At 56.6% G+C, this 26,901-nt stretch carries 25 protein-coding genes; 12 read left to right on the top strand and 13 right to left on the bottom strand.

All coding sequences use genetic code 11. The features are described from left to right. Positions 1-24: 24 nt before the first annotated feature. Positions 25-1,242, top strand: coding sequence for a DUF4336 domain-containing protein (locus JTM80_RS11735; RefSeq protein ID WP_172359032.1), 1,218 nt, complete (start codon positions 25-27; stop codon positions 1,240-1,242). 109 nt (positions 1,243-1,351) lie between these two features. On the opposite strand, the gene JTM80_RS11730 is transcribed toward JTM80_RS11735, so the two are convergent. After that, the gene (locus JTM80_RS11730; RefSeq protein WP_172357917.1) at positions 1,352-3,502 is read right to left on the bottom strand and encodes a polyribonucleotide nucleotidyltransferase; all 2,151 of its coding nucleotides are present in this window, start codon (positions 3,500-3,502) and stop codon (positions 1,352-1,354) included. Between the two features lie 1,157 nt (positions 3,503-4,659). On the opposite strand from JTM80_RS11730, the gene JTM80_RS11725 reads away from it, so the two are divergent. After that, the gene (locus JTM80_RS11725) at positions 4,660-5,922 is read left to right on the top strand and encodes an SH3 domain-containing protein (RefSeq protein ID WP_172357919.1); all 1,263 of its coding nucleotides are present in this window, start codon (positions 4,660-4,662) and stop codon (positions 5,920-5,922) included. Between the two features lie 92 nt (positions 5,923-6,014). Here JTM80_RS11725 and JTM80_RS11720 read toward each other — a convergent pair whose 3' ends face one another. From JTM80_RS11720 to nrdR, 3 genes are all read right to left on the bottom strand, one after another. Beyond that, positions 6,015-6,746, bottom strand: coding sequence for an HAD family hydrolase (locus JTM80_RS11720; RefSeq protein ID WP_172357921.1), 732 nt, complete (start codon positions 6,744-6,746; stop codon positions 6,015-6,017). Between the two features lie 209 nt (positions 6,747-6,955). Next, positions 6,956-7,921, bottom strand: a complete 966-nt coding sequence (locus JTM80_RS11715; RefSeq protein ID WP_172357923.1) for a 30S ribosomal protein S1 — start codon at positions 7,919-7,921, stop codon at positions 6,956-6,958. Positions 7,922-8,474: 553 nt separating this feature from the next. Further along, on the bottom strand, positions 8,475-9,017 hold the full coding sequence (gene nrdR / locus JTM80_RS11710) for a transcriptional regulator NrdR (RefSeq protein ID WP_172357925.1): 543 nt from the start codon (positions 9,015-9,017) through the stop codon (positions 8,475-8,477). Positions 9,018-9,058: 41 nt separating this feature from the next. On the opposite strand from nrdR, the gene JTM80_RS11705 reads away from it, so the two are divergent. Further along, positions 9,059-9,253, top strand: coding sequence for a hypothetical protein (locus JTM80_RS11705; protein WP_205369461.1), 195 nt, complete (start codon positions 9,059-9,061; stop codon positions 9,251-9,253). Between the two features lie 51 nt (positions 9,254-9,304). On the opposite strand, the gene JTM80_RS11700 is transcribed toward JTM80_RS11705, so the two are convergent. From JTM80_RS11700 to JTM80_RS11685, 4 genes are all read right to left on the bottom strand, one after another. Then, entirely contained in the window at positions 9,305-10,147 is an 843-nt protein-coding gene (locus tag JTM80_RS11700; RefSeq protein ID WP_225906614.1) for a M48 family metallopeptidase, read from the bottom strand. Between the two features lie 31 nt (positions 10,148-10,178). Then, on the bottom strand, positions 10,179-10,616 hold the full coding sequence (locus tag JTM80_RS11695; RefSeq protein WP_172357927.1) for an NUDIX hydrolase: 438 nt from the start codon (positions 10,614-10,616) through the stop codon (positions 10,179-10,181). 20 nt (positions 10,617-10,636) lie between these two features. Then, positions 10,637-11,281: a hypothetical protein gene (locus JTM80_RS11690; RefSeq protein ID WP_172357929.1), complete on the bottom strand. Its 645-nt coding sequence runs from the start codon at positions 11,279-11,281 to the stop codon at positions 10,637-10,639. Positions 11,282-11,403: 122 nt separating this feature from the next. Beyond that, positions 11,404-12,051 carry a sporulation/spore germination protein gene (locus JTM80_RS11685; protein WP_172357931.1) on the bottom strand — a complete coding sequence of 216 codons (648 nt, stop codon included), beginning with the start codon at positions 12,049-12,051 and terminating at the stop codon, positions 11,404-11,406. 166 nt (positions 12,052-12,217) lie between these two features. Between JTM80_RS11685 and JTM80_RS11680 the strand changes: the two genes are divergently transcribed. Then, the gene (locus JTM80_RS11680; RefSeq protein WP_172357933.1) at positions 12,218-13,252 is read left to right on the top strand and encodes an aspartate carbamoyltransferase catalytic subunit; all 1,035 of its coding nucleotides are present in this window, start codon (positions 12,218-12,220) and stop codon (positions 13,250-13,252) included. A 3-nt stretch (positions 13,253-13,255) separates the two neighbouring features. On the opposite strand, the gene JTM80_RS11675 is transcribed toward JTM80_RS11680, so the two are convergent. Beyond that, positions 13,256-14,917 (bottom strand): alpha-amylase family glycosyl hydrolase, encoded by a 1,662-nt coding sequence (locus JTM80_RS11675; RefSeq protein ID WP_205369460.1) that lies wholly within the window; start codon positions 14,915-14,917, stop codon positions 13,256-13,258. A 280-nt stretch (positions 14,918-15,197) separates the two neighbouring features. Here JTM80_RS11675 and JTM80_RS11670 point away from each other — a divergent pair, with 280 nt between their 5' ends. After that, positions 15,198-17,054, top strand: coding sequence for an alpha-amylase family glycosyl hydrolase (locus JTM80_RS11670; protein WP_205369459.1), 1,857 nt, complete (start codon positions 15,198-15,200; stop codon positions 17,052-17,054). A gap of 204 nt (positions 17,055-17,258) precedes the next feature. Then, on the top strand, positions 17,259-17,795 hold the full coding sequence (locus tag JTM80_RS11665) for a hypothetical protein (RefSeq protein WP_205369458.1): 537 nt from the start codon (positions 17,259-17,261) through the stop codon (positions 17,793-17,795). Here JTM80_RS11665 and JTM80_RS11660 read toward each other — a convergent pair. Together JTM80_RS11660 and aroC are read right to left on the bottom strand one after the other, a co-directional pair. After that, a complete protein-coding gene (locus JTM80_RS11660) occupies positions 17,731-18,168 on the bottom strand; it encodes an NUDIX hydrolase (protein ID WP_205369456.1) in 438 nt (145 codons plus the stop codon). The two genes, JTM80_RS11665 and JTM80_RS11660, sit on opposite strands and share 65 nt — an antisense overlap. A 331-nt stretch (positions 18,169-18,499) precedes the next feature. Continuing rightward, a complete protein-coding gene (gene aroC, locus JTM80_RS11655; RefSeq protein WP_172357943.1) occupies positions 18,500-19,588 on the bottom strand; it encodes a chorismate synthase in 1,089 nt (362 codons plus the stop codon). Between the two features lie 289 nt (positions 19,589-19,877). Between aroC and JTM80_RS11650 the strand changes: the two genes are divergently transcribed. The 3 genes from JTM80_RS11650 (at position 19,878) to JTM80_RS11640 (ending at position 21,601) form a co-directional block, all read left to right on the top strand. Then, a complete protein-coding gene (locus tag JTM80_RS11650) occupies positions 19,878-20,189 on the top strand; it encodes a hypothetical protein (RefSeq protein ID WP_172359034.1) in 312 nt (103 codons plus the stop codon). A gap of 40 nt (positions 20,190-20,229) precedes the next feature. Continuing rightward, the gene (gene purE / locus JTM80_RS11645; RefSeq protein WP_172357945.1) at positions 20,230-20,778 is read left to right on the top strand and encodes a 5-(carboxyamino)imidazole ribonucleotide mutase; all 549 of its coding nucleotides are present in this window, start codon (positions 20,230-20,232) and stop codon (positions 20,776-20,778) included. A gap of 295 nt (positions 20,779-21,073) precedes the next feature. Beyond that, a complete protein-coding gene (locus JTM80_RS11640; protein WP_172357947.1) occupies positions 21,074-21,601 on the top strand; it encodes a GIY-YIG nuclease family protein in 528 nt (175 codons plus the stop codon). Here the strand turns inward: JTM80_RS11640 and JTM80_RS11635 are convergent. Next, a complete protein-coding gene (locus tag JTM80_RS11635; RefSeq protein WP_172357949.1) occupies positions 21,587-22,201 on the bottom strand; it encodes a GDSL-type esterase/lipase family protein in 615 nt (204 codons plus the stop codon). The genes JTM80_RS11640 and JTM80_RS11635 overlap by 15 nt on opposite strands. Next, positions 22,198-23,109, bottom strand: coding sequence for an EamA family transporter RarD (rarD, locus tag JTM80_RS11630; RefSeq protein WP_225906613.1), 912 nt, complete (start codon positions 23,107-23,109; stop codon positions 22,198-22,200). Before rarD ends, JTM80_RS11635 begins: the two co-directional genes overlap by 4 nt. A gap of 433 nt (positions 23,110-23,542) precedes the next feature. Between rarD and JTM80_RS11625 the strand changes: the two genes are divergently transcribed. From JTM80_RS11625 to JTM80_RS11615, 3 genes are all read left to right on the top strand, one after another. Then, a complete protein-coding gene (locus JTM80_RS11625; RefSeq protein ID WP_172357953.1) occupies positions 23,543-25,132 on the top strand; it encodes an Hsp70 family protein in 1,590 nt (529 codons plus the stop codon). A 272-nt stretch (positions 25,133-25,404) separates the two neighbouring features. Beyond that, a complete protein-coding gene (locus JTM80_RS11620) occupies positions 25,405-26,592 on the top strand; it encodes a transposase (RefSeq protein ID WP_205369454.1) in 1,188 nt (395 codons plus the stop codon). 68 nt (positions 26,593-26,660) lie between these two features. Then, the gene (locus JTM80_RS11615) at positions 26,661-26,882 is read left to right on the top strand and encodes a hypothetical protein (RefSeq protein WP_172357955.1); all 222 of its coding nucleotides are present in this window, start codon (positions 26,661-26,663) and stop codon (positions 26,880-26,882) included. The last annotated feature ends 19 nt before the right edge of the window (positions 26,883-26,901 follow it).

Genomic DNA, 26,901 nt, shown 5'->3' with positions numbered 1-26,901 from the left:
GGGCAGCCAGCACCGGCCTCAGGCCTGCCGCAGCGCGTATTTTTTGAAGATTCGTCTGAAAATTCGTCAGACTGGCGCTGGCCCTTCTGGCCCCTCGTGCCGCTCTATCCCTACGGCAATCGGCGCACCCTGCGAACCGAGATTGTGAAAGACACAGTCTGGACATTTGACCAAGTCCAGGGCATTTTCTACGTGGTGGTGCCGATTCGGATGACGGTGGTGCGGCTGGCAGCGGGCGGGCTGCTGGTCTACGCGCCGATCGCCCCTACCAGAGAATGCGTGCGCCTGCTGCGGGAGCTAGAAGCCCAGCATGGTGCCGTGCAGTACATCATTTTGCCAACGGTGTCGGGGCTTGAGCATAAGGTGTTTGTGGGGCCGTTTGCGCGGCAGTTCCGCACTGCCCAGGTCTTTGTTGCGCCGCATCAGTGGAGTTTTCCGCTCAACTTGCCGCTGAGCTGGCTGGGCCTGCCGCTGGGCCGGACGCAGCCCTTGCCCGAACAGCCGCAAGATGCGCCCTTTGCCGATGAGTTTGACTATGCCGTGCTGGGGCCAATTCATCTTGGCGTGGGACCTTTTGAGGAAGTGGCGTTTTTTCATCGGCGATCGCACTCCCTCCTGCTCACCGATTCCATTGTCTCAATTCCTGCTGAGCCGCCGCCTGTGGTGCAGCTTGACCCATTTCCGCTGCTGTTCCATGCCCGCGATCGCGCTTCGGAAGTCCCCGAAGACAAACCCGTCAACCGTCTCAAAGGCTGGCAGCGAATTGTGCTATTTGCCTTTTACTTTAGCCCCGGAGCGCTGGAGGTTCCCCCTTGGGGTAATGTGTTTGCAGAGGCAAGACAGGTGGGCGATCGCTCTCGGCGCAACTATTTCGGACTCTATCCTTTTCGCTGGAAACCAGGCTGGGAACAGTCCTTTGAAGCCTTGCGCCAAGACGGACGGCTACTCGTCGCCCCCATTCTGCAAAAGCTCATCCTCAACCGCGCCCCCCAGCAAACGCTAGACTGGGCCGCCAGGGTCGCAGGCTGGGACTTTCACCGCATTCTGCCCTGCCACCTGGATGCGCCACTATTGGCAGATTCGCGTCAGTTCCGCCGTGCCTTTACATTTCTAGAAAAGCCGCTCCCGACAGCGGGCACGCCATCGGCTGCCCTGCCCGAAGCGGATCTGGAGCTTCTGAACCGCCTGGATCATGGATTCAGCCGCCGGGGTATCTTGCCTGCTGCCAAGGAACTCGTTTGAGGGTCTAGGGGTCAGGTGCTAAATTTCAACGGCTGGAGAGTAGCTTGGTTTGAACACCTCGCCCTTCCAAGCTCTAAAACCTGACCCCCAGTTGATATCGGCTGCTAATCTACTGCGCGGCTGCTTCCCGCGCCGCGGTTGCCTCGTCGGGATGAATGCCGAGACGAGTCAGGTTGATCCGTCCGCGCTGGTCGATCTCGCGCACTTTCACGATCACCTCATCGCCAACGGCAACTTCATCCTCGACCTTGCCCACGCGATAATCCGCCAGTTGCGAAATGTGGATCATGCCCTCTTTGCCGGGGAGGAATTCCACAAATGCGCCGATGGGAATGATGCGCGTCACTTTGCCCACATAGACATCGCCTGCGCTGAGCTTGCGGGTCATGCCCTCGATGATGGCGCGGGCAGCCTTTGCCTTTTCGCCGTCGATTGCAGAAATAGTGACGGTGCCATCGTCTTCGATATCGACTTTGGCTCCGGTCTGCTCGGTTATGCCCTTGATGGTCTTGCCGCCGGGGCCGATAACCATGCCGATAAATTCGGGGTCAATTTTGATCGTCAGCAGGCGCGGTGCATAGGGCGACAGTTCAGCACGGGGCTTGTCTATGGCGGCTAGCATTTTTTCAAGGATGTGCAGTCGGGCGGCGCGGGCCTGGTTGATCGCATCCGCCACGACCGAGACAGGCAGCCCCGTAATCTTCATGTCCATTTGCAGCGCCGTGATGCCCGTGTCGGTGCCCGCCACCTTGAAGTCCATGTCGCCGAGGAAGTCTTCGATGCCCTGAATGTCGGTCAGGATGCGGACTTCATCTCCTTCTTTGATCAGCCCCATAGCGGCTCCGCTGACGGGCTTGGAAATGGGCACGCCCGCATCCATCAGCGCCAAGGTGGAGCCACAGACCGACCCCATCGAGGTGGAGCCGTTGGAAGACAGCACCTCGGATACGACGCGGATAACATAGGGGAAGTCCGATTTTTCGGGCAAAACTGGCACCAGCGCCCGCTCTGCCAGGGCCCCGTGGCCGATTTCGCGGCGGCCGGGCGATCGCATCGGTTTTGTTTCCCCGACCGAGTAGGGCGGCATGTTGTAGTGGTGCATGTAGCGCTTTTCTTCGTCGGGATGCAGGTCGTCCATTTCCTGCGCGTCGCCTGGGGTGCCCAGCGTCACCACCGACAACACCTGGGTTAGCTCCCGTTGAAACAGGGCGCTACCGTGAACCCGGCTGGGCAAAACCCCTGTGCGGCAGCTAATCTTGCGGACTTCATCCAGCTTGCGCCCGTCCACGCGCACCCCGTCTTCGATAATTTGCTTCCGCATCAGCTTTTTGGTGACGCTCTTAAACACGGTGGGCAGGGCTTTGGGGTTGGCTTCGGCCGCCATGCGGATGGGGCTATCTTCAGGCATTTCGGCGATTTCAGCGGCAACGGCGGCTTTCACTTCCTCTAGCTTTTCGTCACGCTCGCCCTTCGTGTATTCAAAGTGCGTCAGGATTTCTTTGATAGCCTGTGTGGTGCGATCGCCGATAAAGTCTTCTAGCGTAGAATCGACTTCTGGCTCCGCTTCTTTCACCAGTTCGATGCCCAGTTCCTTGATCAGGTCAAGCTGCGCCTGAATCAGGTCGCGCACCGCTTCATAACCAAAGTCGATCGCCTCGATCATGTCCTGCTCCGGAAGCTGGTTTGCGCCCGCTTCCACCATGATCACGCCTTCAGGCGAACCTGCGACCACCAGATCGAGATCGCCTTCCTCAATCTCTTTGTAGGTGGGGTTGATAATAAAGTCGTCGCCAATTAGCCCGACACGCACCGCCGCCATTGGACCATTGAAGGGAATCTTGGCCAACAGCGTGGCGATTGAAGCACCCGTGACGGCCAGCACATCGGGCGGCACTCGCTCATCCATCGACATCGTAGTGGCCACAACCTGAATATCGTCCCGCAACCACCCAGGAAACAGGGGGCGCAGGGGGCGATCGATTAATCGACTCACGAGCGTTGCCTTTTCAGGGGGTCGCCCCTCCCGTCTCAAAAAACCACCCGGAATCCGCCCTGCCGCGTATAATCTCTCTTCGTAATCTACCAGCAGCGGCAAAAAGTCGATTCCCTCTCGCGCTGAGGCACGGGTCGCTGTCACAAATACAGCGGTATCTTCTGACTGCACGAGCACTGCGCCGCCTGCCTGGGGAGCCAATAGCCCCACCTTCAGCCGAATATCCCTGCCATCGAAGGATATCGACTTGTCAATTTCGTCGAACATGAAGCGATATTTCCTTTTACTTGCCTGACTTTTTTCTTTCTCTCGCAATCGTAGCGCAATCCCAGCAGGGATGAACGTTGCCGCTTGCTAACGCAAATATCCGTTTCAATCTGTTGCAGTTTGCTTTGCAAATGAGGCGGCGATCGCCCTTAGTCCGCACCTCCCGCCCCTGCAAAATAGCGCCCTATTCAGCCTCTTTTTCGATCTTTCTCGGCTTTGCAAATCCTCTAAATCTGGTTTTAGGAACCAGAATCAGCAGGTTCTTGAGGGCATTGTCCGACTGTAAGGGATTAAGCTAAGAGACCTTTCAACCCGCAAGGCGATCGCTTCTTTTGAGGCTCTATTCTGAGCATCTCGCTTGCCAATCAGAATCTTGCAGTCAACCCGTCTCAACTCAGCCACCCGCCCTATCAAGTCAGACAAAGATCAGGCAAAATCGCGATCGCAGTTTGGATTTTTGGAGCGACTCGTTGCCAAATCTATAGGGAGAATGTGAGGGTTGCTTTCACAGCAGATTCGGCTTTAGGTCTTAAAGGAGAGTCGGGCAAATTGAAGCGATGGGTCGAATCATTGTGAGGATTTGTATGCTGCATCACCTTGATCTACCAGACCTAAAAAGCCAGCCCGTGATTCTCATCACCAGATTCGGACCAATGAAAAACGCAAATTAGTCTTTTTGTACTACAAGACAGGGGCTTTTGAGGTTCGTGGTTTTCAGAATTTCTTTAGAAGTTTAGTGGCAAAATGTAGCGGATCGACACAATATATCGCGGGCAGACTTTGCCCTTTCCTGAGTAGGTTTCTTAATCAGCCCTAGTTTACAGATTTGTTGCGATCGCCCGTTTGCCCATATTTAGAAATATTCCGGGCGATCGCCCCCTTGCTAAATCAAGATTTTTGCACGATCCACTTTGCGATTTTCAGAGTTCGTAGGATAATTCAGGAAATAGTTTAGGTTTAAAGCTGCCCTTCTTCGCCGTCCATTTCTTTCCAAGAACACGCAGATTCTCATATTGCGGGTGCCCTCTAGAGAGAGATAGCCTGGGTTTAAATAGTCCCAAGAAGCGTCGATTTTTTTTGGTTTTAACCTGACTAAACCTGAGCCTCGGTTCTGTCTAAAAACATGGAAAACTCGTATTCAACGAGTGAGGAGACTTATGGAATCACTAGCATATATTCATGCTGCGGTTGCCTACGAAGACCCGAATCCGGCTCCTGAACTTCAGGTAAGCCTGGAAATTCCTAGCTCGGTCTGGCTGGGAACCCTCTCTACCGCAGTCGTCGTATCTGCCGTTGGTGGCGTTGCGCCAGAAGCCCAAGCTGTGGTTCGCTTTGGCGATACCTGCATCCAGGTAGGCGATGTGCAAAGCGCCCTTGCTTCGGCGGGCTTCAGCCCCGGCTCTGTTGACAGCGTTTTTGGCTCCAACACGCTATCCGCTGTCAGACGGTTTCAGTTGTCGAAGGGGCTTTCTGTGGATGGCGTGGTCGGCCCAGCAACCGCCAGCAGCCTCGGTCTGAGTGGTTCGATTTACGACGTGGGCGTTAGCTGCGGCACTGGCGGCCCTGGCGATGACGGCGGCCCAGATTTCGTCAGAGTTTCGACCAATGGCAGCCCCCTGACCGTTCGCAACGGCCCGGGATCTGGGTTTGCGCCCATCGACTATCTGTCTAACGGCACGGTGGTTCGCGTGGTGGGTTCCTCAGGCGGCTGGTACAACATCTCAGGTGGTGGCTGGATTTCACAAGCTTGGACAGTCGAGAGCAGTGGCGGCACTGGCGGTGGCGGTGGCGGTGGCGGCACCGGCAACTATTTCGTCTCCACCAACGGCAGCACGCTGCTGGTTCGCAATGGCCCCGGCACTGGGTTTGCCGTTATTGATGAACTGTTTAATGGAACCTCGGTCACCATTGTCGAAGTTTCGGGCGGCTGGGGTCGTCTGTCTAGCGGCGGCTGGGTGTCGATGGACTGGCTGAGCGCTGGCGGCAGTGGCGGCGGCGGTGGCGGCGGTGGCGGCGGCACCGGCAACTATTTCGTCTCTACCAACGGCGGCACGCTGCTGGTTCGCAATGGCCCCGGCACTGGGTTTGCCATTATTGATGAACTCTTCAACGGCACCTCGGTCACCATCGTCGAAGTTTCGGGCGGCTGGGGTCGTCTGTCTGACGGCGGCTGGGTGTCGATGGACTGGCTGAGCGCTGGCGGCAGTGGCGGCGGCGGTGGCGGCGGTGGCGGCATCGGCGGCTACTATGTCTCCACCAACGGCGGCACGCTGATCGTCCGGAGCGGCCCTGGCCCTGGCTTCATTGATATTGACGAGCTTCCCAACGGCACCCCGATTGACATTGTGGAGATCTCTGGTGGTTGGGGTCGCTTAGCTGGTGGTGGCTGGGTGTCGATGGATTGGGTTGCTTTTGACTAAGCCTGCTCTAGAGACTCCGTTTTTTTAGAGTGAGGGGTGTAGAGATCAGACTCTACGCCTCTTTTTTCTGCTTTTTTCTGCTTTGAATGTCGTCAGATCTGAATTTCCTGAAGACTTTCAATCACGATGCTGGCTCCTGCTAAGCCGGATACAGCAGCCGGATTGCGGGCGATGCCGATACATCCGGCCGATCGGGCGGCGATCGCCAACTGCACATCTGCCTGAGAATCACCCACCACCAGCGTTTGTCCTGGCAACACGCCCAATTTCCCACAAACCTGCTCTAGCAAAATCGGATCGGGCTTGCTCGGCCCCTCCTCTGTTCCCTGACACACCTGCAAATAGGGTGTGAGTTCGTAGCGGTCGGCAAAGTCTACCACCTGAGCCGTCGTATCCGACGACAAAATTGCCAGCTTTAGCCCTGCACCCGCCAGCCGTTGCAGCGTTTTTGCCACGTCTTCATAGCAGGGCGTGTGGTCGGCCTTTCGAGAAAAGGACTGATCTGCCTCCTGAAATGCTGATTGAACGAGCGCCAGCGACTCTAGCCAGCCGCGTCCCGTTTCCGAAACGTAGGCGGCGGCCGCAATCTCGTTTTCGCGGCGAGTGCCTACGGCCATTAGTCCAGCCGGATTCAACTGATCCCCGTCCAGCCCAAAGGCAAGCTGGAGCGCACTTTCCACGCCGGGAATGTGGGCATCAATCAAGCGCGATCGCCGCTGAGCTAGCACCCGCAGAAAATGCGCCGAATCTGCCAGCGTGCCGTCTTTATCGAAGACCACCGCCTGCACGTCTGGAAACATCACCGAGCCACACCGAATCAGCATCCTTACCCCAAAAGCACACCAACTGCGTCAGTCCTAACAAACAAAAAGGAGGGACAATCCCTCCTCAGTCAGAAGCGTCTCCATCTGAAACGCTAACGATTAACATGTGATCAATCCACTCTGTAATCAATCCATTCTGTAATCAATCCATTTGCCCTACCGCACCGAGCCTATAGCCTCAAGCGGTCAGGTCTCCGAATGCCAGACGCTTACTCAGCAGCCAGCAGCACTTCTTCCACTTCGTAGTCTGCTGTCTGCGAAAGCCCAGCATCAGCCGACTGCGCGGGCTGGAGCTTCTGCTCTCGCCAGCGGGCAGCCATCTCCTCCGCCTTCTCGTAAACCACATCGGGGTTTTTCACCATGTCGCCTGGTTCGGGTTCAAGCTGCTTGGTAGACAGCGAAATCCGGCCCCGCTCAGCATCTAGGTCAATAATCATGACCTTCACTTCGTCGTTTTGATTGAAGACGCTATGCGGCGTGTCGATGTGGTCGTGAGAGATTTCGGAAATGTGCAGCAGACCGCTGACCCCGCCGATATCGATGAACGCACCGTAGGGCTTCAGACCGCGCACCGTGCCGACCACCACTTCGCCCACTTCCAGGCGATTCATCTTGCGCTCCACCAAGGCGCGGCGGTGGCTCAGCACCAGACGGTTGCGCTCTTCGTCCACTTCCAAAAACTTCAGGGGCAGTTCTTCGCCCACCAGGTCTTCCTTGGGCTTGCGGGTGCTGATGTGGGAACCTGGAATAAAGCCGCGTAGCCCTTCAATCCGCACTAGGGCACCGCCCCGGTTGGTTGCAAATACGGCAGAGCGAACCGTTGCGTCTTCTGCCTGAAGCTGACGAACACGCTCCCAGGCCCGCATATACTCAATCCGACGAATAGACAGCGTTAGCTGGCCTTCTTCGTTTTCGTCGGTGAGGATATAAAACTCACGAGTTTCGTTGGATTGCAACACCTCATCTGGCGTATCGATGCGGTTGATCGACATCTCCTGGATAGGGATGTAGGCGGCCGTCTTAGCGCCAATGTCAATCAGAGCGCCCCTCGGCTCCAAACTAAACACCGTCCCCGCCACAATATCACCGGGGCTAAAGTGATAGTCATACTGGTCGAGAAGAGCGGCAAAGTCTTCGTGCGTAAAACCAATGTCTACTTTTTCCTGATTGACCATGCTAATCGTTTCCTAGTGTTCGTCTCCGTAGTTTTTGTTGGGCCGACATTCTCCTTAAGCTAATGCACAACATGCCCGACCGCTGCCCGCATCAGCCAGCACTGTCCTGACAGATGTACACCCAAAGGGGCGTAACCAGATACTCCAAGATTCTGCGTTTTAGACGTTGATGTTTCAGCCGCCTTCTATTGTAAGCGCAGCACCGAAGTTGTTGCTAACCCTAGGAGATCTATCATACCCCACGGTCGCCCTTCAGGTAGCCAGACTTTTGCGGAATTCTTGTATAACTTTGCAATTTTCTCGCGTGTGGGGGGCTGTCTGGCTGAAGCTCGTGCAAACAGGGTTTCATTGAGCGGCTGGCTGCTCCAAATTTGCAGCAGACTCACGGGTGAACGGGGCTTGCCTGGGCGAACGTTCAGTGGTTTGTCTCAGGCGTATATCAAGTAAGTTCAGCGTGAAACTTTTTCTGGGCTTGCCTGGGCGAACGTTCAGTGGTTTGTCTCAGGGGCTTGTCTTATGGGTTTGTCTCAGTGGTTTGTCTCAGGGGCTTGCCTCATAAGACACCCAGCTCGTCTTCCTGCTCAGAGGGGTCTAGAACTGAGGGGGCGATCGCCCCTCTCCGCTCAGACTTGCTGCCGTTTCCCAACGCGCCCTGAAGCTGGTTGAGCGTGTCTACAAAATCTCGAATGCCGCGAAACTGTCGATAGACCGATGCAAAGCGGATGTAGGCGACTTCGTTCAGGTCTTGCAGCCGATCCAGCACCAGCTCGCCAATTTCCTGGCTGGGCACTTCGCGCACCGATCGTTGCTGAAGTTCGGCCTCGATTTCGTCTACCAGATTTTCTAGTTCTAAATGGGGAATACCCGTTTTTTCGCAGGCCCGCATGATGCCGCGCAGCACCTTTGAGCGGTCGAAGGATTCCCGTGCGCCGTTCCGCTTGACCACAATCACGGGCACAAACTCAATGCGCTCGTAGGTGGTGAACCGTCGTCCGCAGCTCAGGCACTCCCGTCGCCTTCGGACGCTTTGCCCCGACTCGGCCGAGCGAGATTCCAAAACGCGGTTGTCGGTAAATTGACAGAAGGGACACCTCATGGGAACCGCCTTTTAGGCAAGGTTATACAGAATATAATGACATGGGCTTGATCTGGGGTGCGGCTGTGGTTTCACGGGGATTTTCGGTGAGCAGGGCGATCGCCCCCACCCCCAAGCGCCAGAACAGCCCTCCGGCAATTCACCTGGCGATCCACTTGGCAATTCACTTGTCGATCCACTGGAGTCGATTCCTGAGGCACCCAATTCACGGCTTGCGTCCTTTGGCTGTGTTATGATACTCCAGTTTTCAAAATTTCTAACATAGACTTTGAGGCGAGTTTATTGGGTTATTGGGCGGCGCTGGTGGGGCGCGATCGCTCGACCCAGGCAGGCACATAGCACCAGGCTTTTTGCAGTTCCTGGTCTAGCCGTTCATAGTCGGGTTCTTTTTTGCCCACCAGTGCCCAAAACTGGGCGGAATGGTTCATGTGAACCGTGTGGCACAGTTCGTGAATAAACACATAGCGCACCAGCGGCGCAGGCAAAAACAGCAGCTTGGCATTTAGGCTGATGGTGCGTTTGCTGGAGCAGCTTGCCCAGCGCGTCTTTTGCTGGCGGACAGAGGCGCTGGTGTAGGGCAGGTCAATCTCGCGGCTCACCTGCCGCAGCCAGGGCAAAAAGTGGTAGGTCGCCTTGCGGTTGAGCCAGCGCCGCAGGAGCGATTGGCAGCTTTCCAAATTCTCCGTCGGGCCGTGGACGTGAAGCTGGCAAGGGCTGCGGGTGGTGGCCGTGAGCTGGGTTCCAGGTGCGGGTGCGTAGATGACGCTCCAGGTTTCGGGGAGCGATCGCAGTTGAATTTCTTCCGGCAAGGGCTGCACCACGTCCAGCGGCATGGTTTCTTGGCGATCCAAAAAGCGCTGTCGCGTCCGCACGATCCATTCCCGTCGCCGCTCCACAATCTCCGGCACCTGGCGCGGGTCAACGCTGGGGGGAATGACGATTTCCACGTCGCCCCAATGCGAGACATGAATATTGATATTTTTGGCCCGCTTGCTGACGCGAATGCGGTAGTCTAAGCCGTTTGAACTCCCGCTTGAACTGGGTAGAGAATCGCCCGCCGTGTTTGCACCCAGCGCCCCCTGATAGCCCATTGCGCCCCGCCCGCTTTGTTTGCTAAACGCATCGTTCATAAAAACTTGTCTAATCCACGAAAATCCTGAATCAAGTCGACTTCAGAAAACCCTGCTCCACAAACTCCAGCAAGATTTTGCGATGGGGCTGACCCAGCGGCCGCACCTGACCCGCCCGTGCCGAGTAGCGATCGCCCCGCTGAATATCCTCCAGGCTGAGCAGGCCCAAGTCCCAGCCTTCATTCAACTGCAAGCGGTCTAAAGGCACGTCCAGGCGACCGTGAAACACATGCCGCACCACGTCTTCTAGGTCATACCGGGCAAACGGCTCCAGCAGCGCGGGCGCGTAGCCAATTTCCTCCAGCAGTTCGCGCTGCACTGCCACATCGGGCGCTTCATCTGGCTCGACATGTCCCCCAAAGAAACCCCAGCAACCAGGGTAATAGATCCCCGGAATGTCGTCCCGCAGTTGCAGGAGAAACTGACCGTCTTGATGCAGAATGGCGATCGCCACATGAACTTGAGACATAAGTGAATTTGGGCTAGGCGCTAAGGTTCTGCCCCCACGCTATCGCCCGGTGCAGGCTTCAGCAAGCCCACCAGGATTCGCAGCAGCGCCTCCAGATCTGCCGGAACCCGGTACAGGTTGAGATCCTGCGTTACCTGTCGTGTCTGTCGGTCAAATTGGCCGAACTGCCAGATGCTCCCGGTCGATACTGCCCCCGGCAGCACCCCTTGCTCCGACTCGATCCACTGATCCAGCGCAATTAGCTCTACTGCTAGCTGCACAAATCCCCGCTCTAGGTCTTCGTTTTTGGCTTCAATTACCAAAACTGTCACGTCCGTTTGCAGAAAATAGTCCAGCGATCCCTTAAGCTGATTGCTCACCGCCACTGGGTATTCTACATTCAGCAATGCTTGCGTGTAGTGCAGCACATCCGTCAGCACAGGGGCAATCAAAAACTCGCGCCGCGCCGCTTCACTGGTCAGGCTGAGTCGGGGGAGACTCTCTTCAATGCGCTGTTGCAGGCTGTCCAGTCGATCCAGTTCTCCTCTATGAGGCGAAAAGGCGATCGCCCGCTTCTGGAGCGTCACCCCAAAATGAGCCAGAATATCCCTCGGCGCAAAGTTGAGCCTGAAATAATCTGCAAACATGTAAGACTGATCGGGCTGGAGGATGGGGGCTTTAGGCATGGGAGGAATGGTTGGGGAATCGAGCAATTAGAAACAGGATGCTTGAGTGACGTAGAAATTGGCTCTAACACTGACTTAGTATTCTGCCTCTGTTATGCTGCGACGGTTTACTTTCACGTCCTTCACAATACAATCTCCTCCCCGCGTTCGGTAAAGCGGACAGACTTCACATTCCACTCAGGATTTTTCATCAGGGTTTCGCGCAGGCTGCCAAACAGCGCAAACTGTTCGCACGCCGACAGGGAAACGATCTGCCGCTTTGACCCCGGCACCAGGCGCAGATCGATGGTGGCTTCGCCCGTTTGGGCATTCAGGCTGACGCGATAGCCGCCCAGGTCAAAGTCACCATCGCCCTGTTTTTCCAGCACCTTGCCCACGGCTGCCTGCATCGGCCGGTCGGCGGGCACCTGCACCTGCTCTGGCACAAAGTTCACGCACTGGTCATCGGCCTGGTAAACCGTGACCGTGGTCAGCCGGGGGGCAGCAGTGGGGGAAATCGGCGCGGCGAGGGACTGGGGCGCGGCGGGGGCGGCGGGCGCGGCGGGTTTATCGGAGCTTCTAGGACTGGAACGGTCTGGGGAAGATGCTGCGATGGGTGTGCGAGTTGGCGACTGGGGTGATGCAGCGTTGGGCGGGGGGGCTGTGCGGCTCCCGCAGCCTGCCAAAAGCAGCACAGCCAGCAGGAAAAGCAGGCAGGCAGAAAGTTGGCGGGGTGGGGCGATCGCCCTTGGCATCCGGTTCACCCCCAGGTTCAGCACTCTCGGTTTCATACAGGAAATTTCATGACAGGGTTCTAGACAGATCGAACAGCAGGGTTTGGCAGCAGGAAGGTGGCGGAGAAGGGCGATCGCCCCAAACTTTGCGGATTCTACCGAATCGGGCGCGGAGGAAGTAGAGCAATGGTCTAAACTCTAAATCGTATTGCATATGACCATTATGGTGACCCCAAACTGGACGCGCCGCCATGTCCTTTCGCTGGCCGACTTTTCGCCAGCGGAATACGACACCGTGCTGCAAACGGCGGCCAGCTTCCGCGAAGTGCTATCTACCCGCACCAAAAAAGTGCCCGCCCTCCAGGGGCAGGTGATTACCAACCTGTTTTTTGAGTCCTCCACCCGCACCCGCAGCAGCTTTGAACTGGCCGCCAAGCGCCTCTCTGCCGACACGCTCAACTTTGCCCCCGGCACGTCATCCCTCACCAAGGGCGAAACTATCCTCGACACCGCGAAGACCTATCTGGCAATGGGCACGGACATGATGGTGATTCGCCACAAAGAAGCAGGTGTGCCCCAGGCGATCGCCCAGGAAATGGATCGGCTCAATACCCACGTCGGCGTGCTGAATGCAGGCGACGGCCAGCACGAACACCCGTCGCAGGGACTGCTCGACCTGTTTACCCTCTGCACGCTGCTAGACCACGACTATCCCCGCGTGGATCTGCTGCGTGGCAAGAAAATTGCGATCGTGGGAGACATTCTGCATTCCCGCGTGGCCCGCTCCAATCTCTGGAGCCTGACCACCAGCGGCGCAGAGGTTCACCTGGCCGGCCCGCCCACGCTGCTGCCCCACTGGTTTGCAGAATTTGTGAAACCGCCGTCGAAAAAAGCGGGGGAGCAGGCTAACCCAACTCCCCAACCCTCTATCTTGCCGCCGACCATCCACTGGGAACTCGATCCTGCGCTCGAAAACGCCGACTTTGTGATGACGCTGCGATTGCAAAAAGAGCGGATGACCAGCCACCTGCTGCCCAGCCTGCGCGAATACCACCAGCAGTTTGGTATTACGGGCGATCGCCTCCAGCGCTGCAAGCCCAGCGTCAAAGTGCTGCACCCCGGCCCGGTCAATCGCGGCGTGGAAATTAGCTCTGAACTGATGGACGATCCAGACTTCAGCCTGATTTCGCAGCAGGTGACCAGCGGCGTGGCCGTGCGAATGGCGCTGCTTTACCTGATGGGCAGCGGCAAAGGCTGAGGGCTATCCCTGCCAGACAAACACCTTGGCCTCAAACTCGCCCAGGTCGGTCATCAACTGGTCGTCGCCAGACTGCACCTCGTAGTTGCCCGTCCATTCGTGCCAGGTGCCATTGGCAGGGAAGTTGGGCACGGTGTAGCCTGCCAAAAACTGGTCAGAGAAGTTCGCCACCACCGCCACGCGGGAGCCTTCGTCGTTCCAGCGGGTGTAAGCCAGCACCTTGACTTCAGGATTTTCGTGGAAAAACTCGACGTTTTCGGTGTGCAGAGCGGCGTTATGTTTCCGCAGCGCAATTAGCCCCTTGTAGTAATCAAACAAGCCCTGGTTCAGGTCGTTACTCAGCAGCGTCCAGTCAATCTTGGCGGGATCGGGCGTTTTGTACTTGTACTCTCCAAATTCCTCGCCCATCCACAGCATCGGTACGCCCATCGCCGTCATCAGCAGCACTGCGCCCAGCTTCACGCGACGGAATGCGGCTTCGTCAAAAATTTGGCGATCGCTCAATTCTGCCATCACATGGTTGTGGTCATGGTTGGTCAGATAGTTCACCACATTGGTCGCGCCCATAAAGCCCTGGCGCTTGGCATCAATGACATCCTTGAGCGCTTCCAGATCAAAAGTATCGCCGGTGATGTGGGCCAGCACCGTGTGATAAAAGCTGTCGTGCCAGCAGCCATCCATCGGCCCGTCTACATTGGTAATGCTCGTGGTTTCGGGAATGTGTTCTGCGATGTTAAAAAATGGTTTTGCGCCTGCGGTTTCCTTGGCTTCATGTGTGATCCAGTGCATGAAATCATAGTTCGCAATCTGACGCGCCGCATCATACCGAATACCGTCTAGATGGTATTCGCGCACCCAGTAGCGCACCGTGTCACCAATGAAGCGGCGGGCAGGATAGGTTTCCAGATTTTCATCGTAATGTTCGTAGTTAAACTCTGGACCCCAGTTGTTGTCGGGGTCGCGCGGCTCATGGTGATACCAATAGTCATGGTCGATCTGCGTCAGCGGCGACGATGCTTCCGAATGGTTGTAAATCCCGTCCATGAACACGCGAATACCTCGATGATGGCATTCGTCGATCAATCGTTTGAGGTCAGCCGTAGACCCATAGCTCGACTCGGTGGCAAAGAAGTGGCGAGGGTTGTAGCCCCAGCTATAGTCGCCGGGATACTCCTTCACAGGCATTAGCTCAATGGCGTTGATGCCCAAGTCACACAAATAATCCAGTTTTTCGATGACATGCTTGTATTGCCCGCGGGCGTGGGGGTCGTCTTCACCCCCCGAAAAGTCCGCCACATGCATTTCGTAAATCACCAGCTCGTGATCGGCAGGCAGCGGCGTGTCGTCATATTGCCAAACGTAGGTATCAACGATTCGCTTTCCGTCTTTAATTCGCGCGATGGCGTTCTCTTCAGAAGATTTTCCATCTACATCGGTGGCGTAGGGATCGGTCACATCTACCCACTGATTGGGTTCAAAAAACCAGGACTTACTTTGAACCCGAAACTTATAATTATAAACACCATCTTCCAAATCTACGCTAGCCCGAAAGAAGCCGTCTTTTCCCTTTTTCATGGGGATTTCTTCCCAGTCTGAAAAGGAACCAATGAGCGATGCGGCTTCGTTGTAGGGCGCAAACAAACTGAATTCAATAGGACTTGCCATAGTTTTTTCGTCGGGAAAGCTTGAACTAGCGATTTCATTATTGGCGATGCCAAGATTGGGCACATCTGGCATTAGAAATAGGGCATTAGAAATAGGGCGTTAGAAATAGAACCTTAGAAATAAATCAAAAGGAATAGCATGTCAGGAATGGCGTGTAAGGAATCGGGACGGCGAGAAGGGCGATCGCCCCCTGACGTATTCCCCTTGACCAAGGGTTTTCAATCGCGCCAACTATGATCTGGGCACATCGTTCCTCATCAACGTTAGAAATCTAAAAATAATGCTGACTGTTATTGAACCGCAGGCTCCCCGGCGGCTGGCAGATGCAGATTTGAATCCTCGCGGCCGCGTATTTCCCAGTCCTCTATCCTGGCGCGATCAGTTTCTCTACCAGCTGTTGCCAGACCGCTTCAGTGACGGTCGCGAGGGAGAGCGGCCGATGTTCGATCGCCACCGGCCAGAGCAGTTTCGCGCCGAGAGCAAGGCCGCCTGGATGGCTGCAGGCAATCGGTTTAATGGCGGCACGCTGAAGGGCATTCTCAGCAAGCTGGACTATTTGCAGACTCTGGGGGTGACTACGCTCTGGCTCAATCCCCCCTGGAAGCAGCGGATCGATAGCGAAACCTATCACGGCTACGGGATTCAGAATTTCTTGGAGGTCGATCCGCGCTTTGGCACGCGACAAGACCTGCGGGATCTGGTCGATGCGGCGCATGATCGCGGCATGTACGTGGTTCTGGACATTATCTATAATCACAGCGGCAGCAATTGGTACTATCGCGGCCCGGAGGGTTCTCCAGCAGAAACCATGCCCTACCGCTTTTCGCCGCCCTACGAGATTCACGGCTGGCGATCGCACGAGAGCCGCAGCATTCCCCAGCCCATCACCCTGGAGGATGGGGTGTTTCCCGAAGAATTTCAAAACCCAGACTGGTACAACCGGGCAGGCATGATTAGCCAGTGGGAAGTGTCGCCGTGGGAAGACCCGCTCAATCCCTACGTGGAGTTTCGTCAGGGCGACTTTTTTGAACTGCGCGATTTCAACTTGGAAAACAAGGAAACGCTGTCGGCGCTGGCCAAGGTCTATCAATACTGGATTGCGCTGACGGACTGCGACGGCTTTCGAGTCGATGCCGTCAAGCACGTTTCGCCTGCCTCCTCGCGCCGATTTTGCAGCGAGATCCACGGCTATGCCCAGGCCATTGGCAAGGAAAACTTCTTGCTGGCAGGGGAACTGACGGATGAAAACCTGGTGCAGGGCTATCGCGACATCTTTGGGCGCAATCTGGACTCGGTGCTGGACATTGCCGCCGCGCCAAATAACCTGATGGCACTGGTGAAGGGGCTGGGCCATCCTGGAGCCTATTTCGGGCTATATGACGAAGCGCAGCTTTCGGGCAGCATCCGCCAGTTGGGGACGTATCACGTCTCGGTGCTGGACGACCACGATATGTGTTCGCGGCCAACAAAGCAGCGGTTTGCGGCAGGTAGCGACCTCCCCACCCGCTATCACCAGGCGGCCCATGCGGTTGGGGTGATGCTGACCATGCCGGGAGTGCCGTCGATTTACTACGGCACAGAGCAGGCGCTCGATGGCTCCGAAAGTTACCACGACTATGGCATCGAGCCGCAGCACGCCTATATCGACCGCTATATCCGCGAGTGTATGTTTGGCGGCAAGTTTGGCGCGTTTGGCACGGAGGGATGCCACTTTTTTAACCCGCAGCATCCGACTTATTTGCGAATTGCGGCGATCGCTCGTGTGCGCCAGCGTCCCGATCGCATCGGCCGCGCCCTGCGCCGAGGGCAACACTATCCCCGCGAAACCTCGTTTATGGATCGTCCCTTTTCCTATCCCGGTGCGGGAGAACTGGCCGCCTGGTCACAAATTCAGTTCAATGCAGAAGTGCTGATGGTGCTGAACACCCATGGCACAGAAGGGCGAGGCGCGTATGTAACGATTGATCGCTCGCTGCATCCCAATGGCTCAACCATGACGGTGCTGTACAACAGCGATTGGAGCGACGAGCAACTCCAGAACCCGCCGACGGATGAAACCGTCACCGTGGAGCATTATCAAGACCGACGGGTGGTTCATGTCAGCTTGCCGCCCGCAGGCATGATGATCTTGGCTTAGGTTGGGGTTGTCCACTGCCGATGCCTGATGAGTCGGGAAATGGTGCTCATGTGGCGTAGCGTCTCCATTTTCTGCCCGCTGCCGATTTTGCAAGTTCGCTCATCCCCCTCAAAATGGGGTAGCTTCCGCACCTCGATGCTGGCGAAGTTGCCTTGAGCAATCATGAAGCTTTTGGCAAGTGAGTTCAAAGCACTGAGCGAGAGTATGAATCAGCAAGAAATCGAACACCGCGATCGCGTTCTTCGCAGCTATTTTGAAGGGTGCGATTGGGATCAAAATGGAGAGTATGAGCTAAAACGAACGCTGGTTTTAAATAGCGATCGCCTCCTGCCTGACTATCCCTACGTTGTGGAAAACGAGTGGGAAGTCGAACCCGGTCGAGGGCATAAGGGGCGGGGCGATTTGGTGTTTACCGATGGGGCAGGGCGATTTGCGGTGGTAGAGGTCAAGTGCCTAAATCGGACAGGTTGTGGCGGCAATAAAAAAGCCCAGCAGGAAAAAGTCCGAGTCCGGCGACACCAGGTTATAAAACAGGCGCTTCACTATGCCAACATTTACGCCGCCTCAAAGCTGGAAGCAGGCGTGATTGATGACCCAAACGCAGTCGCGGCCTATGTGTTTACGAACGAGCAGGATTATCCCTATTTCCTGTTCAGAGAATCAGAATCCTTGCAGATTACGAATGTCCCCATACAAAGTCCTTCAGGTCATCGGGAACCAGTCGCAGCCCTGCATTGCTGAACTCGGATAGAGATTTCCACTCGGCCAGCAGGGGCTTGTCCCCTTCGGAACCGGAAAGATGTGGCTGGTTGTAGAGCGTGCGATCGCAAAATTGGGCATCATAAATCAGCACAATTTCATGGCCCGGCTCGCCCTCCAGCGTGAAGAGATTCTCTAGCGTGCCCAGCCAGGTCAACTGCTCAATTTCTGCGCCCAGTTCTTCGCGTATCTCGCGGATCAGTGCGTCGCGGCTGGTTTCGCCAAATTCGATGCCGCCGCCCAGCGGTCGATAATAATCAGACTGCTTGACAGAATCATAGTCGCGGGAAACGAGGATGCGGTCTTGATGCCGAAATAAGCACAGCACCAGTGTTCGAATTTTTTGTTGTTTCATGGTGAGTTTGGGGGTGACAGAAATTAGACTTCTTGAATGAACTGTGGCGCGGTGTTGCCACACAACAGTTCATGCTTTGGAAAAAATATTTATGCAGGATGTCTATTGATCTGTGGGGGGCGATAATGTGGGAATCCGAGCCAAACAGCCTTGGGGGACTTTCCCCCAAACCCCCGCTTGCAGGGGACGAAGCGTCCCCCACACCCCCTCCTAAGGGCGGGTCGGTGAGTGGTGAGAGGTCGCTTCGCATTGCATGGGCGGCAGCCCGCAACTGCCTTCTGCCTACTAGCGCATCCTCAATTAACCTCCCTCTTCACCCTTGCTCCCTGCCCTAGAGTAATTCGCACTGCCCATGATGGCGCAGCAGGTGATCGCAGAGGACAAGGGCGACCATCGCCTCGACCATTGGCACGGCGCGGGGCAGCACACAGGGATCATGGCGACCTTTGGCAGCGAGGACGGTTTCTTCGCCGTCGGTGGTCACGGTGCGCTGCTCTTTGCGGATAGTGGCGGTGGGTTTGAATGCGACGCGCAGGATGATGTTTTCGCCGTTGGAGATGCCGCCCTGGATGCCGCCGGAGCGGTTGGTGACGGTGCGAATTTCGCCCTGGTCGTCGATGTAGAATTCGTCGTTGTGCTGAAGGCCAGTTAGCAGCGTTCCCGCGAAGCCAGAGCCGATTTCAAAGCCTTTGCTGGCGGGCAGAGACATGACGGCTTTGGCGAGGTCGGCTTCGAGCTTGTCGAACACGGGTTCGCCGAGTCCTTTGGGCACGGCGCGGGCCACGCATTCCACCACGCCGCCGATGGAGTCGCCCGATCGCCCGGTTTGCTCAATTAGCTCGATCATCCGCTCGGCGCATTCATGATCGGGGCAGCGAACGATGTTGCTTTCCACCTGCTCCATCGTGACGGTGTTGGGATCAACTGCGCCTTCTAGGTCTTTGATGCGCTTGACGTAGCCGATGATTTCGACACCAGCGACTTGGTGCAGGATTTTCTTGGCGATCGCCCCTGCGGCCACCCGCCCAATCGTCTCCCGCGCAGAGGAACGCCCGCCGCCGCGCCAGTTGCGAATGCCGTATTTCGCGTCATAGGTCGCGTCGGCGTGGGACGGGCGATATTTCACCGCCATTTCGTCATAGTCCTGCGATCGCGCGTCCTTGTTTCTCACCAAGAGGGCGATCGGCGTGCCCAGCGTCTTGCCGTCCATCACACCCGATAGAATCTCGCAGCGGTCTTCTTCCTTGCGCGGCGTGACGATGTGGCTCTGTCCGGGGCGGCGGCGGTCTAGCTCTGTTTGAATGTCGGCTTCAGAAATCTCTACACGGGGTGGGCAGCCGTCAATCACCACGCCCACGCCGCCGCCATGCGACTCGCCAAATGTTGTAATTCTAAACAAATGCCCAAAGGTACTACCCATATTGCAACCCGGTGAAAATCCGTTGAACCGCTTGAGTTAGCGCTGTTTGCGACCCAGCAGCCTTCTATTCTAACTGGTTGTTAAGTAACATTTGATGTCTTGTCAATCGGGCATTTACTCCGCTCTGCTAGTCTACAAACATAGCAAGCAGTCAGGCTTTGCCATCAAGCTTTTTCTAGGTTTCCTCTAGGTTTCAGTGCTGCTTTGGGTTCCGAACGATTGATGCTACTGAGCATTCTTCGGAATCTTTACTTTTTTAACCTCTTTTGTCGATCGATCCACCGTGGCTATGAATAAGTACTGTACTGAATGGATTCAAGAATGGTGCCTCCAAAACGGTTGGACGGATCTGTTTCAGGAGCGTCGGGAATATTGGGCGTTTCCGCCCCACGCCGTGATGCCCCTGCCCATTCCCACAGAAGCGCTGCTGTCTATTAAGGCGGAAAAGGGCTTTAGCCCCCAAGAGCGGCTGTGGCTGAGTGCGGCCTGGGCGGGAGCCGTGATTTCGGCAGGTCTGGGCGTATACTTCCAGTCGCCGATGCCACTAGTGGCGGCGTTCGCCTTTTGCGCCGTGATCTTTGGTCTAATGGACGATGAGTAAGGCGCTCTGCGTTTCTCGTTGAATCCATTTCCTGCTTGACATGACACAACCATCCACACCATCGCCCGCCGCCTCGCCTGTGGTGGGCATTATTATGGGCAGCGACTCTGACCTGCCCACCATGCAGGGGGCGATCGCCATTTGCGAACAGTTCCAGGTTGCCTGCGAAGTAGCGATCGTCTCCGCCCACCGCACCCCAGAGCGCATGGTGGACTATGCCCAGACCGCCCACGAGCGCGGGCTAAAGGTCATCATCGCGGGTGCAGGCGGTGCGGCACATTTGCCGGGAATGGTGGCCGCCCTCACGCCATTGCCTGTGATTGGCGTTCCCGTGCCCAGCCGCCATCTGCAAGGACTGGACTCGCTCTATTCCATTGTGCAAATGCCCGCCGGAATCCCGGTGGCCACGGTGGCGATCGGCAACGCTCAAAACGCCGGCCTCCTCGCCGTGCAGATCCTCGCCTGCCAACAGCCCGACCTGCTGGCCCAGGTACAGCGCTATCGCCAAAGCCTGCGCGATAGGGTGCTAGAAAAGCAGTCGAAGCTCGATGCGGTAGGATATCAGGCGTATCTCCAGCAAATGTCGTAGTTTGATGCCGATATGAGATCCCCCTAAATCCCCCTTAATAAGGGGGACTTCCGATGCGGTTCCTCGTTTGATGTCGATATGAGATCCCCCTAAATCCCCCTTAATAAGGGGGACTTCCGATGCGGTTCCTCGTTTGATGTCGATATGAGATCCCCCTAAATCCCCCTTAATAAGGGGGACTTCCGAATCCGGTTCTTCCCTTTAGTAAGGGGGACACCCGAATCCGGTTCCCCCCTTACTAAGGGGGGCTAGGGGGGATCTCCAAAGCCCCAGCGATTCACCCACCCCACTGCCTATGCCCACCCTCGCCGAACTGCCCTTTTTGCCCTATCTGGACGACCAGGGCGAGATTATCCACGAATTCGACGGCAAGGTAGGAGCCTACGCCATCTTTGCGGCTGACCAGACTTTGCAATACATCGGCTATTCCCGTGACATCACCGCCAGCCTGCTGCAACACTTAGTGCGCGTGCCGCAGGGCTGCCATTGGGTGAAGGTGTGGACGTGCGATCGCCCCAGCCGCACCCTGCTGGAAACCATCCGCACCGACTGGATTGCTGAAAGCGGCGCAACACCCCCCGGCAACGGCGACGACGAAGCCCTCTGGAATCAGCCCATTGATGCCAAAGTCCATATGACGAGCCAGGAGCAGGCGGCCTATGCCAATGCTGACGACCAGGGCAAAATCAAAGCGCTGAAACAGGTGGCGCGACGGGTCGAGGCAGAGGTGCTGCAAGCGCTGGGCGATCGCGGCGTGACGACACCCATTCGGTTTGACCCCAAGCTGAAGGAAGAAGGGCTTTTGGGTCTAAAGCCGGTTTGAGCCGTCTAGCTTCCACCAGGCTGGCCAGCTCAGCACCAGTTGCGCCAGCTCCGCATAGCCCGCTGCATTGGGATGCGCGCCATCGCCCGATCGCACTTCCGTCATCCAGACGGGCGATCGCCGCAGGGGCGTAAACACGTCCAGATAGGGAATCTCAAAGCCCTCGCAGATTTGCCGCTGATAGCTCACCAGTTCGGCAATGCGTTCATTCTGTGCTTCATCGGCGATCGCCGGAGGGCTGACCATCAGCACTGGATATTGGCGCTTGGCCACCAGCAAGATCATGCCCGTGTGCCGCAGCGAGTCCGACGTTTTCACCCGCATCCCGCCCTGCTCCCAAGTCATATCGTTTGCCCCAAAGGAAAATACCACCCGCCCGTCGCAGCCCTCCGGCAGCCGCGCCATCACCTCAAACTGCCAGCGCACGCCGATATCAGCGCTGGTTTCTCGCCGCACGCCGAGGTTGTAATAGGTCAACGGCACACCCCGCTGGCTGGCAAACTGGCAGACTCGCCCCGTCCAGCCCAGCAGCGTCGAGTCGCCCGTGCCATTCACAAACGAGTCGCCCACAAAGCAGATGCGGAGGTCAGGATTACTCATATCCTCTGTGTTCGAGTTCGCAGCCAGGAGGTCGTGGAATAAATCAGCAAGGCCAGCCAGATGCAGCCAAACGTGACCGCATGGGCAGGCGTAAAGGGTTCGCGATAGAGAAACACGCCTAGGAGAAGCTGTAAGCTGGGCGCAAGGTATTGCATGAACCCCAGCGTTGAAAGTTGCAGCCGCTTGGCCGCATTGTTGAACCACAGCAGCGGAAACGACGTGACAATGCCGCAGCCCATAAACAGCAGCATCAGCCCCAGGCTATCAGAAAAATGCCCTGTGCCCGTTACGTCGCCAAAGCTGATGAATAAGATAGCCGCCGGAGCGACCCACAACGCTTCTATCGTCAGCCCAACCACGGGCGAAACGGGGACGATCTTTCGCACAAGTCCATACAGCGCAAAGGAAAACGCCAGGAACAGAGCAATCCAGGGCACTGTACCAAGCTGCCAGATAAAATAAATCACTCCCAGCGTCGCTAATGCCACGGCCAATTGCTGTCCCCAGTGCAACCGCTCCTTTAGCACCACAAAGCCCAGCAGCACGCTGACCAGGGGGTTAATAAAATAGCCGAGGCTGGTTTCTACGACGCGATCGCTATTCACGCCATAGATATATAGCCCCCAGTTAAACGCCAGCAGCAGCGCCGTGATCAGCAAAATGCCCAGCGTGCGGGGCGATCGCCCGATAGCCTGCAACTCTGCCCGCCGATCTTGCGCGACTAGCACGCTGATCAAAAACACCGCCGACCAGAAAAAGCGGTGGCTCAACACTTCTATTGAAGAAACAGAACCAAACGCTTTCCAGTAAATAGGCAGCAATCCCCACGCGGTATAGGCCAGCAAAGCATAGATTAGCCCCGATTCTCGCCTAAATGAAACGGAGCCGAGAGATGGTTTTGGATTCACGAAATTCAAAGGCAAGGCTTTGGAGTGGTAGTGCTTAAAGGCAAAGCTTCTGCCCATGCTAGAGCCAGGTGCTACATTGCCAATACCACCATGTGGGCGATTTTTGGGGCGATTTTTGGGGCGATTTTTAGGGCGATTTTTGGGCAATTTCCAAGAGGCAAGTTTTCGCACTCTGCAAGCAAAGCTCTGGCAGCTTGACAGAGCCGTTACATAATCGGGTATTCCTAACTGGCACATTCTTTCCCATCCATGCAGGAGGTCTAAGGAATTCGTGAGTGCGATCGCCCCATGCTAGGAAAAATTGCAGGTTTTGCAGATGGTTTGTAAGGACGGCTTGCGCTAGACAACACAAGTCCTGGCACTCGCTCTCTTTAATTGGTAGTCTCAATTTTGGAGTCATTATCCCAAACCCCCAACTCCTGACCCTCGCTCAATGCCTTACGCAATCGACTTTGGCACCAGCAACACCGTCATTGCCCGCTGGAACGCCGCCACGCAGCAGCCCGAAACCGTTGTTCTAGACCGCCTTTCTCTGCAACTGGGGGGCAATCCGCCGCTGGTGCCCAGCTTGCTGTACATAGAAGATGCGGCGACGGGCAAGACGCTTGCAGGACAAACGGTGCGCGATCGCGGCTTGGATCTGTCTCGCGACCCGCGCTTTTTTCGCAACTTCAAGCGGGGCGTGGGCGCAGAGATTCAGGGCTTTTTGCCGGATCTGGACGGGCGCAGCGTCAGCTTTGAGCAAGTGGGCGAGTGGTTTTTGGCGCAGGTGATTGGGCAGCTTCAGCACACTGACCCTGACCTAGAGACGCTGGTCTTCACCGTACCCGTGGATAGCTTTGAGGCCTATCGGCTGTGGCTGGCGCAGGCCTGTGAATCGCTGAACGTGCAGCAGGTACGGATGCTGGATGAGCCGACGGCGGCGGCGCTGGGCTATGGGCTGGCGGGTGGCAGCACGCTGCTGGTGGTAGACTTTGGCGGCGGCACGCTGGATCTGTCGCTGGTGCGGCTGGAGAAGTCGCTGAGCGGCGCGAAACCCCTGGGCGTGCTGCTGAAGTGGGGACAAAAGACGCTGACGGAATCGGGGCAAAAGTCCAAAACGGCTCGCGTGTTGGCCAAGGCGGGACAAAACTTGGGCGGTGCAGATATTGACAACTGGCTGGCGGATCACTTTGCGACTGAGCAGGGGTTGCCCGTTTCTTCGCTGACGCTGCGGCTGGCAGAACGGCTAAAGATTCAGCTTTCGGAACAACCAGAGGCGACGGAGGCCTATTTCAACGACGAAACGCTGGAGAGCGTGGAGCTACACCTGAGCCGCGATCGCCTCCAGGAGATCTTGCAAGCCAACGGCTTTTTTGACCGACTGGACGACGCGATGAGTCAGGTGCTTCAGCAGGCACGACGCGAGGGACTGGAAAGCGGCGACATCGATGCAGTGCTGCTGGTGGGTGGCACGGCCCAGATTCCCGCCGTGCAGGCCTGGGTGCGGCAATATTTCCCCGCCGACAAGATCCGCTCTGAGAAGCCCTTCGAGGCGATCGCCCACGGAGCCTTGCAAATTGCCCAGGGCGTGGAGGTCAAGGATTATCTCTATCACAGCTATGGCGTGCGCTATTGGGATCGGCGCAACCGTCGCCACGGCTGGCATCCCATTATCCGCGAGGGACAGCCTTACCCAATGGAAAAGCCCGTCGAGCTAACCCTCGGCGCGTCGATGGACAACCAGCCCAGCATTGAGCTAATCATTGGGGAACTGGGCGCAGACACCACCACGACGGAAGTGTTCTTTGAGGGCGATCGCCTCGTTACCCGCGTCACGGGCGGCACGGCCCAGGTGAAGCCGCTAAACGACACCGACCGCGCCCGCAGCATCGCCCGCCTAGACCCGCCCGGTGCGCCAGGGAGCGATCGCATCAAGGTGCAATTTTGGGTGGATGGCGATCGCTTCCTCCGCATCACCGTCGATGACCTGCTCACCAACCGCACCCTCACCGAAAATCAAGCCGTCGTGCAGTTGAGCTAGGAAATTTTTGATATCTATCAACCTCTGATAGAGGGATGCCCCGGGTCTCCAATCATCTGTGGCTCGAATCCAAGCTCAGTGAGTTTTTGAGTGGTGTAAGGAGCGATCGCTAAGGCTAATCTAGCCACTTGATATAAACTTTTGTGAGAATATTGCAGCTAGCATCCTGACTGCCTGACACAAGTGGTTGAAAGAGTTGAGACCTCGTCAACAGAGGGAAAAGGTGAGCTGACATGAGACGCTGAAATTTGCGTCATCTCAGGGTCTGTATCATGCCAGCCACCACCTGCCTCTATGATCAAGTGCTGTCGTTATTGCGTCAATCCAGTAATGCCCGCGACCTGCGCCACCTCAAAGCGCTGGCGTGGATGGTGACGGCCCTGGTGTGCAGCGGTCGGTTGAGCCTGCCGCAGTGGGAAGCCTATGTGCCCAGTCGGGCCCGTCAGGCGCAAAGCACCGAACGCCGGTGGCAGCGCTTCCTAGGCAATCGCCGGGTGCGGGTCAAAAGTCTGTACGTGCCGCTGGTGCTAGCCGCCATCCATCGCTGGCAAGGTCGGCGGCTTTACCTGGCGCTCGATACGACGGTGTTGTGGAATCGCTACTGCAGGATTCACCTGACGGTTACCTGTTGCGGACGAGCGGTGCCGCTGCTGTGGCGGGTTTTGGAGCATCCCAGTGCCACCGTCAGCACGAAGCGATACCTCCCCATGCTGCGGTTAGCCCATCGGCTGTTGCAGTCGTACCCCGATGTGATGGTGTTAGCCGACCGCGGGTTTGCTAACCATGACCTGCTGGAGTGGCTAAGCCAAAGTCGCTGGCACTATTGTTTACGCTTGCCCAGTGACGTAGTGGTGCAGGGTCCGCGCCGTCATCCTGTTAAGGTAGGCTATCTGTGTACTCCCAAAGGTGAAGCTCGACTCTATGAAGGGGTGGGAATCTGGAGCGAGGGGCGCTGGCGCTGCAATTTGGTGCTGGCTCATGTCAAAGGCGTCGAGGAACCCTGGGCGGTCATCACTGATGAGTCTCCCTCCCTCAATACCCTGTGGCAATATGCTCTCCGCTTTCGAGTCGAGGAGCTTTTCCTCGATTCTAAATCTGGTGTCTTTGAGTTAGAAGCTTCCGGCATCCGCTCCGCTCCGGCTCTCGAACGCCTCTATCTGGTCGCGGCGATCGCTATCCTTGATGGCACGACCCAGGGCATGGCGGTGCAACTCGATGGGCTACGCTGCCAGGTTGACCCGCACTGGAGGCGAGGGATTAGCTATCTCAACATAGGTTTGCGCTGGCTCAAGGGTGCCGTCAATAAAGGGCGAACACTGCTTCAGCTGATTGCCCTATTTACCGTTGACCCTGAACCCTGTTTTGCCTCTAAAAAAGCTGAAGCCCACTATTATGACCGCATTTGGTTTTCTAGAATTCAATCCTTGTGCTGCCAGCCGACACCCGGGCAGTCCGCATAAAAAGATGTGTCAGGCAGTCAGCTTCTGGTCAGGACGAAACTCGATTAGATGACTATACCTATAGCTTTTTGACCTGGCTACGAGACAACTTTAAGGAATCGCAAACCATCTGGAAAGAACCCCAGGTTCGCATGACGGATATTCAGGGCAATGCGATGCAGTTTACCATTCGCTTTTACGTGGATAATATCAAGCTAGAACACTGGTTTCGCGGCAACCGGGTGACGAATGAAGTGCGGCGAGAAATCGTGCGGCGGCTGCGACAAGCCTATATCTTGCATCTGTTGTGATGTTGATTGTGATATCGAT

The sequence above is a fragment of the Thermoleptolyngbya sp. PKUAC-SCTB121 genome, assembly GCF_016919485.1.
Classification (GTDB): domain Bacteria; phylum Cyanobacteriota; class Cyanobacteriia; order Elainellales; family Elainellaceae; genus Thermoleptolyngbya; species Thermoleptolyngbya sichuanensis.
The sequence above is the reverse complement of the archived record's forward strand: the minus strand, read 5'-3'. Positions and strand labels throughout refer to the sequence as shown.